General features: G+C 65.8%; 13 protein-coding genes. 1 reads left to right on the top strand and 12 read right to left on the bottom strand.

What is annotated here, in order from left to right; translation table 11 throughout:
• Positions 1-30 precede the first annotated feature (30 nt).
• From EYS42_RS02915 to EYS42_RS02880, 8 genes are all read right to left on the bottom strand, one after another.
• Entirely contained in the window at positions 31-825 is a 795-nt protein-coding gene (locus EYS42_RS02915; protein WP_130966335.1) for a uroporphyrinogen-III synthase, read from the bottom strand.
• Positions 819-1,751 (bottom strand): hydroxymethylbilane synthase, encoded by a 933-nt coding sequence (gene hemC, locus EYS42_RS02910; protein ID WP_130966334.1) that lies wholly within the window; start codon positions 1,749-1,751, stop codon positions 819-821. Before hemC ends, EYS42_RS02915 begins: the two co-directional genes overlap by 7 nt.
• A gap of 36 nt (positions 1,752-1,787) precedes the next feature.
• Complete coding sequence (locus EYS42_RS02905) at positions 1,788-2,504, bottom strand: flagellar brake protein (RefSeq protein WP_245503473.1); 717 nt, start codon at positions 2,502-2,504, stop codon at positions 1,788-1,790.
• 14 nt (positions 2,505-2,518) lie between these two features.
• The gene (locus EYS42_RS02900) at positions 2,519-2,863 is read right to left on the bottom strand and encodes a flagellar protein FliT (protein WP_130966333.1); all 345 of its coding nucleotides are present in this window, start codon (positions 2,861-2,863) and stop codon (positions 2,519-2,521) included.
• A complete protein-coding gene (gene fliS / locus EYS42_RS02895; protein WP_130966332.1) occupies positions 2,860-3,315 on the bottom strand; it encodes a flagellar export chaperone FliS in 456 nt (151 codons plus the stop codon). The genes EYS42_RS02900 and fliS overlap by 4 nt, the downstream gene beginning before the upstream one ends.
• Positions 3,316-3,420: 105 nt before the next feature.
• Positions 3,421-4,866, bottom strand: a complete 1,446-nt coding sequence (gene fliD / locus EYS42_RS02890; protein WP_130966331.1) for a flagellar filament capping protein FliD — start codon at positions 4,864-4,866, stop codon at positions 3,421-3,423.
• A gap of 148 nt (positions 4,867-5,014) precedes the next feature.
• Positions 5,015-5,878: a flagellin domain-containing protein gene (locus EYS42_RS02885; protein WP_130966330.1), complete on the bottom strand. Its 864-nt coding sequence runs from the start codon at positions 5,876-5,878 to the stop codon at positions 5,015-5,017.
• A 213-nt stretch (positions 5,879-6,091) separates the two neighbouring features.
• Positions 6,092-6,955, bottom strand: coding sequence for a flagellin N-terminal helical domain-containing protein (locus tag EYS42_RS02880; protein WP_130966329.1), 864 nt, complete (start codon positions 6,953-6,955; stop codon positions 6,092-6,094).
• A 368-nt stretch (positions 6,956-7,323) separates the two neighbouring features.
• Between EYS42_RS02880 and EYS42_RS02875 the strand changes: the two genes are divergently transcribed.
• Positions 7,324-9,300, top strand: coding sequence for an O-linked N-acetylglucosamine transferase, SPINDLY family protein (locus EYS42_RS02875; RefSeq protein ID WP_165456613.1), 1,977 nt, complete (start codon positions 7,324-7,326; stop codon positions 9,298-9,300).
• A 121-nt stretch (positions 9,301-9,421) separates the two neighbouring features.
• On the opposite strand, the gene EYS42_RS02870 is transcribed toward EYS42_RS02875, so the two are convergent.
• The 4 genes from EYS42_RS02870 to EYS42_RS02855 form a co-directional block, all read right to left on the bottom strand.
• Entirely contained in the window at positions 9,422-10,546 is a 1,125-nt protein-coding gene (locus tag EYS42_RS02870) for a DegT/DnrJ/EryC1/StrS family aminotransferase (RefSeq protein ID WP_130966327.1), read from the bottom strand.
• Positions 10,546-11,010, bottom strand: coding sequence for a sugar 3,4-ketoisomerase (locus EYS42_RS02865; protein ID WP_130966326.1), 465 nt, complete (start codon positions 11,008-11,010; stop codon positions 10,546-10,548). The genes EYS42_RS02870 and EYS42_RS02865 overlap by 1 nt, the downstream gene beginning before the upstream one ends.
• A 107-nt stretch (positions 11,011-11,117) precedes the next feature.
• Positions 11,118-12,614, bottom strand: a complete 1,497-nt coding sequence (locus EYS42_RS02860; protein ID WP_130966325.1) for a hypothetical protein — start codon at positions 12,612-12,614, stop codon at positions 11,118-11,120.
• The gene (locus EYS42_RS02855) at positions 12,607-13,389 is read right to left on the bottom strand and encodes a class I SAM-dependent methyltransferase (protein ID WP_130966324.1); all 783 of its coding nucleotides are present in this window, start codon (positions 13,387-13,389) and stop codon (positions 12,607-12,609) included. Before EYS42_RS02855 ends, EYS42_RS02860 begins: the two co-directional genes overlap by 8 nt.
• Between the last annotated feature and the right edge of the window lie 10 nt (positions 13,390-13,399).

Raw genomic sequence — 13,399 nt, 5'->3', positions numbered from 1 at the left:
CGTCACTCACGATGCAATCGATTGTATCGATCACGCATGGGGCTCGCATGACAAGACTTGAAGGGCTGAGGCCACCTCGGCCAGCTGTGGTCTGGTGTCGACAAGGCGGCCGAAGCCCGCCTGGGCGGCGCGTTCGGCCACACGGGGGTGGGTGCACACGGCCACGGCGCGTGCCGGGGCCCGACCCATCCGCGCTTGCAGCACGTCGATGGCCTGCGAGCTGCTGAACAGCCAGGCATGGTGCCCAGGCTGGGCCCAGGCCTGGCGGGCCTGGGCCAGGTCTGCGTCGGTCCAGGGGGCGGGGCCCCGGGTGTAGGCGAGCAGAGCGTCGACCGTGGCGCCCTGGGCCTGCCACTGCGCGCTGAGCCATTGTCGCCCGCGCGCCTCGCCCTGGTCGCCTCCGCTGGCGATCAGCACCCGGCGTCCGGCCCAAGGGTGCGGGGCCAGCCAGGGCCACAGGTGCTCGGAGTCGAACTGCGCGGCGGTGGCGGGAGGGCTGATCACCTGTTCGGGCGTGAGCCCTGCATGCCCCAGGGACTGCAGCAAGGCCAGCGCCGTGCCAGGGCCGGGGGCTGCCGCCAGGGTGCCGGCTGGCCAGCAGGCGCCAGCGGGGCGTGCCTGTGCCCACCAGTGGGCGGCAGCGGGGCTCACGAACAGCACGCAGGCCACCTCGGCCAGTTGTTGCCAGGCCCGTGCCACAGGCGCGGCGTCAGGGGGAGCGGTCAGGGCCAGCAAGGGCAGGGGCTGCGCATGCAGGCCCAGTGCGTTGAGGTCGGCCGCCCACTGGCTGGCCTGGGGTTCTGGTCGGGTGACCAGGGTCAGCATGTGGCCAGCCAGTCGCGTGCGCCCTGGCTGATCAGGCCTTGTGCCACTTGCTGGCCCAGGGCGTCGGCTTCGGCATCGGTGCGTGGTGCGCCCGAGGCCTGGGCGCGCAACAGGCCCTCGCGTTCGGGGTGACCCAGCAGGCCTTGCAGCAGCAACTGGCCATCGGGCTGCCAGGCCGCGTAGGCGGCCAGGGGCATGGAGCAACTGCCGCCCAGGGCGCGCGAGACGGCGCGCTCGGCCAGGGCCGCCATGCGGGTGGGGGCGTGGTTCAGGGGGGCCAGCTGGCCGATCAGGTCGGTCTGCACGGCACGCACCTCCAGACCCAGGGCGCCTTGCCCGGCGGCCGGCAGCATCTGGTCGATCTCGATCACCGACCGGATGCGATCGGCCAGCCCCAGCCGCTTGAGCCCCGCCGCTGCCAGCACGATGGCGTCGTACTGGCCTTCATCGAGCTTGCGCAGTCGGGTGTCGAGGTTGCCGCGCAGCGGTTCGATGCGCAGGTCGGGGCGGATGGCCCGGATCTGCACCTGCCGACGCAGACTGGAGGTGCCCACCACGGCGCCTTCGGGCAGGTCTTCCAGTCGCGCATGGCGGGGCGAGACGAAGGCGTCGCGCGGGTCTTCGCGCTCCATCACGGTCGACAGCACGAAGCCTTCAGGCAGCTCCATGGGCACATCTTTGAGCGAGTGCACGGCCAGGTGGGCGCGGCCCTCTTCCAGGGCGACTTCCAGCTCTTTGACAAACAGCCCCTTGCCGCCGACTTTGGACAGGGCGCGGTCCAGGATCTGGTCCCCCTTGGTGGTCATGCCCAGCAGCTGCACGGGGCGGCTCTGCAAGGTTTGCAGCAGGTCACGGACATGCTCGGCCTGCCACAGGGCAAGACGGCTTTCACGGGTAGCGATGATCCAGGGCGCAGCGGTGTTCATGCGCCGAATGCTACCAGCCGGGCGGCCGGTTCCCGTTCAACGGGTCAGCGCGATGCGCCGCTTCTGCGTCAGGTTGATGTAGTTCTGCAGGGCGCGCTCGTCGCTGCCGCGCAGGTTGATCATCTCGCAACCCAGCCGGGCGCTGCGCACTTCCGGATTCATCACCGAGACATGGTGGATGACCATGTCGACTTCGAGCGTGGTGTCGTCGTCCAGGGTGAGCAGGCAACTGCGTGCGGTGCATCCCGCCGGCATGGGTGGGACGTTGTCGGGCATCAGGCAGGCCACGCCGCCCAGGCTGATGTCCAGCACGCGCAAGGTGAGCACCGTGGCCGGGTGTGCCGGGTGCTTGAAGCGGATGGTGGGTTCCTTGCCCAGGGGCTTGACCCGGAAGCTGGAGCGGCGCTGGAACCGGTACAGCTGCTCCGGGTAGCGGGCGGTGATGGTGGTCTGTCCGCCGCGCACCAGCATGGCGCCCAGCACGTCGAACTGCAGCTTGATGGCATCCAGATAGGCCACCGCGACCACTTCATCGCCTTCCAGCAGTTGCTGCAGGCGCTGATCGCCGGATTCGGCACTGAAACTCAGCACCTTGCGCTGCGCGTCAGCGCTCCACAGCACCGTGGTGTACGACAGGCCACCCGGGCCACTGAGCGTGACCAGGGTGCCTTTGTCCTGCAACTGTTTCAGCAGCGCCTGAACCTCGGCGGCCGAAGAGATGCGGTATTCGTCGAGGTCCACAGTGGCAGACATGAGGCCCTTGATGCTCAGTGCAGGTGGCCGCCGTCCGGGTGACCGTTGATGCGGCCCAGGTCATTGATCCAGGGCTCGGCCAGGTTGCGGATCTCGGAGTCATTGAGCAGGATGCGCTGCATGATCCGCGACTTCAGCGCGGCTTCCTCGCGGCCCAGTCGGCGATCGGCTGCGGCCTGCTTGAGCCGGCCGATCAGCACGGCGCAGGCGCCTTCGAGGCGCACCACGGTGTCCCAGTCGCCAGCGCGTGCCGCGTCCAGCATGTCCTGGCTGGCGTGCTCGATGGCTTCGTAGAAGCTCAGCAGGCCCTGGCTCTGGGTGTCGTCCTCGAGGACATTCAACAGTTCGGGGGCATTCATGCGGACACCTTGTGAGTGGTCTGGGCGGAGGCTTCGGCGCGGATGCTGACCCATGCGTCACGCAGGGGGGTCAGCAGGCTGGCGCATTCTTCGAGCGCCTGGGCGTCGGAGCGGAGGTTGGCCTGGGTCAGGCGTCCGGCGATGTAGCTGTACAGCGCATGCAGGTTCTGGGCGATCTCGCCGCCCGCCTTCAGGTCGAGGCCGCCTTTGAGGCCCTCCTCGACGATGCTGACGGCCTTGCCGATGAGGCGGCCCTTGCTCTCGATATCGCCCTTCTGGATCGCACCGCGCGCTTGCGCGATGGCTTCGAGGGCCCCATCGAACAGCATGGTGATCAGGCTGTGGGGGTGAGCGCCGGCGATGCCTGTCTCGACGCCGATCTGGCGATAGGCGTTCGAGACAGAGCGCGACGAAAACACGCTGGGGGAGGTCTGGGTGGCAGTGGCGTACATCTGGAACTACTCGCGATGTGTGCTGTGTTGAAGTAGTTATCGGCACTGCTGTCAAGGTCTTGATCACCACAGGGGTGCATAAACCTCGAATATCAACGCCAGATCTCAGGTGTTCGACTTGTTCATGGCGGCGATCTGCTGGCTCACGTAGGTCGACAGACCGTTGAGGTTGGACATGGTGGTGTCCAGCGAGTTGTACTGCTTGGTCAGGCGGGCCTGGAACAGGGCCACCCGGTCTTCCAGTTCAGCTTGGCGCTTGGTGTTGTCCGACAGGCGCTTTTGCAGGCCCGAGGTGCGGGTGCTCAGCGTGCCTTCGAAGCTGGTCACTTCGCTGGCCAGGTCGGTGAAGCGCTGCGCGAAGCCGTTGTTGGCCGTGTTGGCCGTGTCCAGGTTGGAAAACAGCTTCTTGACCTCACCGAGGTTGGCAGACAGCGCGCCATCGAGCTTGCTGCTGCTCACGCTCAGTGCGCCATTGGCATCGATCGAAATGCCGATCTGGCTGAGTTGGCCGTACACGCTGGAGGCGCCCGAGGTTTGCGACAGGATCGCCCGCATGCGCGACTGGATCGAGATGGCGGCAGAGTCTCCCTGCAGGGTGCCAGCCTTCTTGGTGGTCGCGTCGTACTTGGTCTGGTCCTTGATCAGCGAGTTCAGGTTGGTGTAAGCCGTCGTGAAGCCTGTGATGGCTTTCTTGATGGATTCGGTGTCCTGTGTCACACCCACGTCGACCGGGCTGCTGGTGACCTTGTTGAGTTTGAGGGTCAGCCCCTCCACGGCTCCGGTCACGGTGTTGGTGGCCGATTCCACCGGCAGGTTGTTGATGGTCAGCTTCGCGTTGGCCGCTGGCTGCATCGATGCCATGTTGGTGATCGACAGGGTGGGGTCGTAGGCCAATGCCGACAGGCCCGCACCGTCGGTGTCGTTGCCATCGCCGTCGGTGGCGCTCACCTTGAACGCGTTGGCAGCGCCGGTCAATGCCGAGCGGAACACCAGGCGAGAGCCCGTGGCGTCGGTCACCACCGAGGCCACCACGCCGACACCGGCAGAGTTGATCTTGTCACGCACCTTTTCCAAGCTGTTGTCAGCGGCCGTGATCTCCACCGTGGCCCGGGGCCAGTTCGGGTTGGTGGTGAAGGTGCTCTGCCCGGCGCCGTAGGTGCCGATGTCGAAGGTGAGCGTGCCGATGCCGATGGTGGCCCCGCTGGACGCGTAGGTGGCGCTGGCGGTGGTCTGTCCCATGGCCAGCGACTGCACGGCCACGCTGTAGTTGCCCGTGGCGGCATTGCTGTCGGTGGACACGGCCACCGCCGAGGCATCGGCCGACGTGGCGGTGGTGGCCGACCAGGTGCTGGCCTGGTTGAGCTTGGCGGCGGCGTCTTTCAAGGACGACACCGCGCTCGTCAGCGATCCGAATGACGAAATTTTGGACTGGATCGTGCTCGCTTCTCGCTGAAGCTGCGTGATCGGTGTCCGCTCGAGCTCTGTCAGCTTGGAAACGATGGTGGATACATCGAGCCCGCTGCCCAGACCTGCAGAAGTGATTGTGGCCATGCTACTACCCTCACGTCCTCATGCTGTGCTGGCCCCACATGGGCCAACAGGCGCGTTCCCGCAAGGAATCACGCCATGACGACCTCTTTTTCGGCGCCCCTCTGAAAGAGTTGAGGGGGTGAACCGTGACAAATTGAATGCGCCAGGTTCAACCCAGGAGCTTGAGCACCTGCTGGGGCAGCTGGTTGGCCTGGGCGACCATCGCATTGCCGGCCTGCTGCAGGATCTGTGCTCTGGACATGGCCGCGGTTTCGGCAGCGAAGTCGGCGTCCATGATGCGGCTGCGGGCTGCGGTCTGGTTTTCGGCCGACACCATCAGGTTGGACACGATGGCATCGAAGCGCGACTGCGTGGCGCCGAAGGTGGCCCGGGTGTTGTTGACCAGGTCGATGGCCGAATCGATGTTGTCGATCACGTCCTTGATGTCGCCGACCGTGGCCGCCGAGTTGATCGTGCCGCGCAGTGAGCCGGTGTTGTCGGTGCCAGCCACCACGGTGATCACCGTGGAGCTCTGCAGGTTCTCGGTGCCAATGTCGATCGTGTCGTCGGTGGTGGTGTTGGCGCCGATCTGGAAGGTCAGGGTTCCGGCATCGGGGCCCAGGATGGCCTTGCCGTTGAAGGTGGTGCCGCCCAGCACACGCTGGATTTCCTTGGCCAGCTCGCCGAACTCCTTGTCCAGCGAATCCTTGTCGCTCGACGAGTTGGTGGCGTTGCGGGCCTGCACGGCCAGCTCACGCATGCGCTGCAGGGCATCACCCACCTTGCTCAGCGCACCTTCAGCCACCTGGGCCATCGAGATGCCGTCGTTGGCGTTGCGCGCTGCGACGTTCATGCCGCGGATCTGGGCGTTCATTCGCTCGGCGATCGCCAGGCCGGCTGCGTCGTCCTTGGCGGAGTTCACGCGCAGGCCAGACGACAGACGCTGCATGGAAGTGGCCAGCGCACCCTGCGAACCTGTCAAGTTGCGCTGTGCATTGAGCGACACGAGGTTGGTGTTGATGGTTTGAGGCATTGCAAGCACTCCACTAGAAGCCAGTGACTCCCGGCGGAGGCGTTACACAATGCCTGAGCCGGACCACAGGTTCTGTCTCTAAACCTGTTGGACCGATTGTGAGATTGGTGCAAGGGGTGCAAACAGACGATAAGGCCCCGCAATGCCCACCATTTCATGCCCCTGAAAAGCAAAAGCCCCGCCGGGGCGGGGCTTGGTGCCGGCTGACCTGGATCAGCGCAGCAGGGACAGCACCTGCTGGGGCAGCTGGTTGGCCTGCGCCACCATCGCGTTGCCGGCCTGCTGCAGGATCTGCGCTCTCGACAGGTTCGCCGTTTCTGCGGCGAAGTCGGCGTCGGTGATGCGGCTCTTGGCGGCCGACTGGTTCTCCACCGACACCTGCAGGTTCGAGATCACGGCATCGAAACGGTTCTGCGAGGCACCCATGGTGGCGCGCTCGGAGTTCACGAAGTTGATGGCCGCGTCCAGGTTGTCGATCACATCCTTGATGTCGCCCACCGTGGCGGCGCTGTTGATGGTTGCGCGGCCCAGGCCGGTGTTGCTGGTGCCTGCCACCACCGAGATCTCGGTGGCTGAGCCCATGTTGGTCGTGATGATGTCGATCGTGTCATCGGTGGTGGTGTTGGCGCCCACCTGGAAGGTCAAGGTGCCCGCATTGCTGCCGATGATGTTCACGCCGTTGAAGGTGGTGCCACCGATCACGCGCTGGATTTCCTTGGCCAGCTCGCCGAACTCCTTGTCCAGCGAATCCTTGTCGCTCGACGAGTTGGTGGCGTTACGGGCCTGCACCGCCAGTTCACGCATGCGTTGCAGCGAGTCGCCGACCTTGGCCATCGCGCCTTCAGCCGTCTGCACCAGCGAGATGCCGTCGTTGGCATTGCGGATGGCGACGTTCATGCCGCGCACCTGGGCGTTCATGCGTTCGGAGATGGCCAGACCGGCGGCATCGTCCTTGGCAGAGTTGACGCGCAGGCCCGACGACAGGCGTTGCATCGAAGTGGCCAGCGTCGATTGGCTGGAGGACAGAGCGCGCTGCGAGTTCAGCGAGATCAGGTTGGTGTTGACTACAGAAGGCATGGTGTACTCCTAGTGGTTCGATCAATCCCGGCACTGAGCCGGACAATTCCGGTCGTCTTGCGACTTCCTTTGTCGCCCGGCGTTAGTTGAACCTTGGTGCCTGCATCGCTGCCGGCAGTGCCAGGTCTTCTAACCGGACCCCGAACCCGTTTTGGCGAGCCCGTTGTTTTGCTTATCGGTGAGCCTTCACGAGAACTTTAGAGATTTCGCTTGACATCTTCGAAGTTCTTGTGTCGTTTCATGAACAGGTGAAAGACTGCTCATTTCTGCGACCTCTCAAGCAGGGCCCTCGATACATTCGGTGAGACCCAGGCATGGACCGACATGCCGTTATCGGCCGTGTTCGCCGATGCTTGACGGAGTTCTACATGATCAGCGACAGCCGCCTCGCCACCCCTGTGTCTCATGCCGCAGCCAAGCGCCCGCCAGCGCCGCCGAGTGCCTCGCAGCTCAAGGCACACAAGGCCTGGCAGGCCGGTGTGGACCTGGTCTCACGCCGTCAGTACGCCGAGGCACGTCAGCAGTTCAAGCGCGCGGTCGAGCATGATCCCCATGACGCGCTGTACTGGCTCAACCTCAGTCGTTGCTGCGTTCGCCTGCACTTGCCCGATGAGGCACTGGCCGCGGCCACGCGGGCCCTGACACTGGACCCGGACAGCCTGCTGGCCGTGCAGATGGTGGCGCGACTGCACCGCGATCGCGCCCACCACGAGGAGGCGCTGGCGGTGTTGCTGTCCTTGTCTGCCGATGTGCCGAAAGACCCGACCTACCATGTGCTGCTGGGCGCCACGCTGACCGACCTGGGGCGCACAGTGGAGGCCTCTCAGACTTTCCTGGATGCACTCACGCTCAAACCTGACCACGAGGAAGCCTACATGCAACTGGGCTTCAACCTGGCCAAGATGCGGCGACATGCCGATGCCGCCGAGTGCTTCCGCACGGTGCTGGCCTTCAGGCCTCAGGCGCTGGACTGTGCGCTGTATGCCGTGCACTACGCGGCCTGGGGGTGCGACTGGCCGGCAGTGGACCGCGACCGTGATGCGCTGGCCGATTGCATCGACCTCGTCGACGACCAGACCGACTGTGGCGCCATCAGTCCTTTCTGTCTGCTCTCGATCTCCGACGACCCCCACCTGCAACAGGCCATGGCCCGTTGGGACATGCGTCGCTTTGACCCCTTGCCCGCACCCATGACCGAACAGGCCTGGCCCCGGGAGCCTGGGCAGCGCTTGCGCGTGGGCATGGTCTCTTGCGATTTCCATCACCACGCCACCAGCATGTTGATGGTGGATTTGCTGGAGACATTGGACCGCGCGCAGGTTGAGCTGTACCTGTTCTCACACGGCCCGGACGATGGTTCGACCCTGCGCAGCCGCGTGGTGCGATCGGCCGATCACTTCATCGAGTGCCGCGGGCTGAGCACACGGGCACAGGCCGAGCTGATCCGCGATCACCAGATCGATGTGCTGGTCGACCTCAAGGGCTACACCATGGACACCCGCATCTCGGTGTTCAGTTACCGACCGGCGCCCGTGCAGGTGGCGTGGCTGGGCTACCCGGGCAGCTGTGGTGCGCCCTTCATCGACTACGTGGTGGGCGATCCGGTGGTCACGCCGTTTGAGGCCCAGTCGGCTTACACCGAGTGCATCGCGCAGTTGCCGGTGTGTTACCAGCCCAATGACCGCACCCGGGCCCGCACAAGCACCCGCACGCGCGCCGAATGCGGTCTGCCCGAGGACAAGGTGGTGCTGGCCAGCTTCAATCAGTCGTACAAGATCAACCGCGATGTGTTCGACGCCTGGTGCCGTGTGCTGCGTCAGGTGCCCGACAGCGTGCTGTGGGTGTTGACGCCCGACGACCCTGTGCGCCAGAAGTTGCGGGAAGAGGCGCAGGCGCGTGGGCTGGACCCTGCCCGCCTGATCTTTGCCGGTTTCGAGCCGATCGAGCAGCATCGGCTGCGCATCGGGTTGGCCGATCTGCACCTGGACACCTTCCCTTGCGGGGGGCACACCACATGCAGCGACGCCTTGTGGGGTGGCGTGCCGACCGTGGCGCTCCAGGGGCAGACATTTGCATCGCGTGTGGCCCCCAGCCTGCTGCGGGCGGTGGGCTGCGAGGAGCTGATCTGCCATGACCTGGCCCAGTACGAAGCCCTGTCCGTGGCACTGGCCCGCGACGGCAAACGCCGTCAGGCCCTGAGGCAACGACTGGAGCAGGCCCGCGACACGGCGCCCCTCTACAACACCGAGCGCCTGGCCCAGGATCTGGTGGCCCTGTTCCAGCGCATGCACGAACGTCGCGTGCAAGGGCTGGCGCCGGCACCGTTGCAACTGGCAACACACTGAATCTGGCGGAGCAAAGCCGGCACACTGACAACAGGCGATCCAGGGTCGCCATGGCACAAGGCCCCCGATGCGGCTGCAACGGGGGCCTTGTGCTGTGCGGGGCAGAAAGACCGTGGTGGCTTCAGCGCAGCCGGTTGCAGGCCTCACGCACCTGCTGACAGACCCAGCGCACGTCGTCGTCGCTCAGGGTGGGACCCATGGGCAGGCTCAGCACTTGTGCGGCCAGCAGGTCGGCCACCGGCAGGTGGTTGTGGGCCACCGGCTGGTGTGCGTAAGCACCCTGACGGTGTGGGGGGGTGGGGTAGTGCACCAGCACGCCCACGCCTGCGGCTTGAAGGGCCTGGGCCAGTTCGTCCCGGCGCGGGTGTCGCACCACATGCAGGTGCCACACCGATTCATGTGCGTCGTCGTCGGGCACCGGCAAGATCAGCCCCGGGGTGTCGGCCAGCTCTTGCCGGTACAGCCGTGCCAGTGCCTGACGCCGTGCGTTGTCGCCCAGCAGATGGGGCAGCTTTTCGCGAAGGAAGGCCGCCTGCAGTTCGTCCAGCCGGGCATTCATGCCGGCCACTTCGTGCACGTACTTCACCTCAGAGCCGTAGTTGCGCAGCTTGCGCAACTGCAGGGCCAACGCGGTGTCGGCAGTGGTGATGGCGCCACCATCGCCCAGGGCGCCCAGGTTCTTGCCCGGGTAGAAGCTGAAGGCAGCTGCATGCCCAAGGCTGCCGGCCCGGCGGCCGTTCAGGCGCGCACCGTGGGCTTGAGCGGCATCTTCCAGCACCTTGAATCCATGCCGATGGGCCAGTGCCATGAGTGCGTCCATCGGCGCTGGCCGGCCGTACAGGTGCACCGCGATCAATGCGCGGGTGCGCGGTGTCACTGCGGCAGCCACCCGATCGGCGTCGAGGTTGCAGGTGCGCTCGTCCACATCCACGGGCACGGGTGTGGCACCTGTCAGGCTCACGGCCAGCCAGGTCGCGATGAAGGTGTGCGAGGGCACGATCACCTCGTCGCCCGGACCCAAGCCCCAGGCTTTCAGCACCAGGTGCAGCGCATCCAGCCCGTTGCTCACCCCAATGGCATGGGGGCTGTCGCACAGGGCCCCGAACTCGTGCTCGAACGCTTCGGTCTCAGGGCCCAGCATCACGCGGCCGCTGTGCAGCACGCGTTGCAGGCCTGCTGCAAAGCCCGCCGCGTGGCGCGCATTGATGGCCCCCAGGTCGAGAAAGGGCACGGTGCGCGGTGGCATCACAGGGCTCCGATGGTTTCGTCGGTGGTGATCCGGTGGGTGGGTTCGCTTTGGTGCTGGCTGTGCACGCGGCACATGAACTCGCTGTAGTTGCGCAGGTAATCGGCTTCGTCATAGACGGCCGAGGCCAGCACCATGCACACGCTGCCCGACGAGAAGTTGTCCAGTTCCCGCCAGGTCATGGGCGGGATGTACAGGCCGTTGTACGGCCGGTTGAGGTGCACGCGCTTGCGTGTGAAGCCATCGTCGAGCACCAGGTCGAAGCTGCCCGACATGGCGATCACGAACTGGTGCAGGGCCAGGTGGGCGTGCCCGCCGCGCTCGGAACCGCCTGGCACGTCGTACAGGTAGTACACGCGCTGGATCGGGAAGGGGATCTGACGGTTCGATTCGATGAACGTGAGATTGCCCCGAGGGTCATGCACCTTGGGCAATTCGTGGATCCGGCAATCGGCAATGGCCATGTGAACCTCCTGCGAGCATCTGTCGCATGCGATGGGCATGCATCAGTCTAGGCAGGCACAACATCGGGCAGTGCGGCGATATGCGCTGCACTGCGCCCTCAGTTGCCTCAATGAACCACGCCTTCAGGCTCGGGCAGGCTGGTCGACAGGCTGGCGCGCGCCAGGCACAGCCCCTGGATGATCTGTTCCGACAGCGAGTTGGCGAATGGTCCCGCTGACGGTCCGATCAGTTCGATGCCAGGGCAGGCCTGGCGCAAGGTCTGATGTTCTTGCTGGTAGTGGTGCAGGCTGCGGTGGGTGGGCAGTGGCAAGGCACCGGCCAGGCGCATCACCTTGCTGAAACGCGGTGAGGCATGGGCGTGCAGCACGCCCATGGTGTGCAGGTCGTGACAGGCAGCCGCGACGACGCGGGAATCGTCTGTGCCGGCACCATGCACTGCGTCGAAGTGGTGCGGGTTGGCCTCGACCACCAGGTCCACCAGGCCATCACGGCGAGCCTCCGGCGTGGACACGGCACTCGACACGCGGTAAGCCCCCGTGCAGGCATCCAGGCAATGCAGCACCGAAGGCAGGTGCTGCACGTCCTGTGCGGCCATGCGCAGGAACATCAGGGTCACGGGCAGCCGGTCTTCCTGGAAGTCATCGACTGGCAAGCCGAAAGCCTGCAGGCCCTGACGTGGCGTGAGCGCCCAGCCCAGCCGGTCGGTGTGTTCGGGCAACCCTTGTGGCAGGGTCAGTTCGAAGCCAGTGCGCGTACGGCGCACATGGGGCAGGGCACCGCTGTCGATGCGCACCAGTGGCGAGGCATTGAGCAGGGCCACCAGCCGCTGGCACAAGGCCGCGACCGGTTCGTCCACCGGTTGGTGAAACAGGGTGGGCGGCAGGGCCTGGCCTTCCCCTTCGAGCCAGCTCAGTGTGGTTTCTGGCCAGAACAGTGGCAGCCAGGTCATGCGGTGGTACAGCGCTGCCAGCCCACTGTCGTCCTGGTTCATCACCTTGCGGATGAAGGGCACCATCACCGCGTCATGCAGGCCGTGGCCATGCACCTGGCGCGACACCTCATCGAAGGTCACCGGTCGGCCATGCCCATCGGTGCCGTCGGCTGGCCACTGCTGTTTGTGACGTGGGTGCCATCGCTGTGGTGCGGAATCGGCTGCAGGCCAGCCTTGCTGGCGCATCTCCTGCGCCAGCAGCTGGCGCTCGGGCAACGCCTGCAGGGCGTCCAGCTGGTTCGACAGCATCAGGTCAGGCAGCCATTGCCCACCCAGGTGCATCAAGGGGGTGCTGACCACCTGGGTGCGCTGGAACTGGGCCACGTGGTCCCGCACCACGCCACAGAAGCGTCCGATGTCATTGCGACGCGTGGCTTCATAGGTGGCCAGGTCAGGTGGTGTACCGGGGTCACGGAAGGAGGTGAACTCGTACAGCACCATGCCGGCGTCCCACAGCCGCCCGCCAGCATTGACGCCGGCGAAGTAGCCCCCCCAGGGGCCGCCAGGCGAGATGATGCGGGTGGGCAGGCCGCGCTGTGTGCGTTCTGCGGCGGCCACCAGCACCGCGAGGGTGTTGCCGACCAGGGTGACGCTGGGGGTGTTCTCAGCCATGGCAGGCTCCTTCTGTGGCGGTGGCAGCGCCAGGCTGCAGGTTCACGAAGATCTCCGAGCCCATGCCCGGCAGGTGCCGCTCCAGGCGGAACAGGCCGTCCAGCAGGGCAGGGCTCAGCAGGCCGATGTCTTGCAGCTGCGCCATCTGCTGGTGGGTGAAGGGCTTGATGAAGTACGAGCCCGAATCCAGCACGGCAAAGCCATGTGCGGTGCACAGGCGTTGCAGGCTGTCGAGGTCGAACGTGTGGTGCTGCTGCAGTTGTCGTTGCCGGTCGGAGATCACATGCAGGCTGGGGATCAGGCCCATTTCCTGCGCCAGCAGGCGGTGCAGCGAGCGTGCATTGGGCACGTTCACGTGCACGCGGGTGTCGGCGCCACACAGGCGACGGGTGGCGGCGAGCAACTGCCCGCAATCGTCGATTTCATGGAGCAGGCCCGACAGAAGAATGCAGTCGTACTGCCCGGCGGCGATCTGCCCGGCGGCCGATTCCAGCGTGGCTTCGATGACCTCGATGCGCGCATCGGTGCCGGCTTGCTCCCGTGCAAGTGCGGCAAACCGGGGGCCGGGTTCCACCACGGTCCAGCGTTCGAATGCGGGCCAGTGGTTGAACAGCGGGTCCGTGCCACACCCCACTTCCAGCACCCGTTGCGGTTGCCAGGCTTGCAGCAGGTTCAGCAGCATGCGCTTGCGCATGGTGGCCTGGGTCGCTTCGAAGTCGCTGCTGAGGTAGGCCTGCTCGTAGGCCCCGATGTTGCGCGCTTGGGTCGATGGCATGGGCTGCTCC

This window comes from Aquabacterium lacunae, from assembly GCF_004310865.1.
GTDB lineage: Bacteria > Pseudomonadota > Gammaproteobacteria > Burkholderiales > Burkholderiaceae_C > Aquabacterium > Aquabacterium lacunae.
The sequence above is the reverse complement of the archived record's forward strand: the minus strand, read 5'-3'. Positions and strand labels throughout refer to the sequence as shown.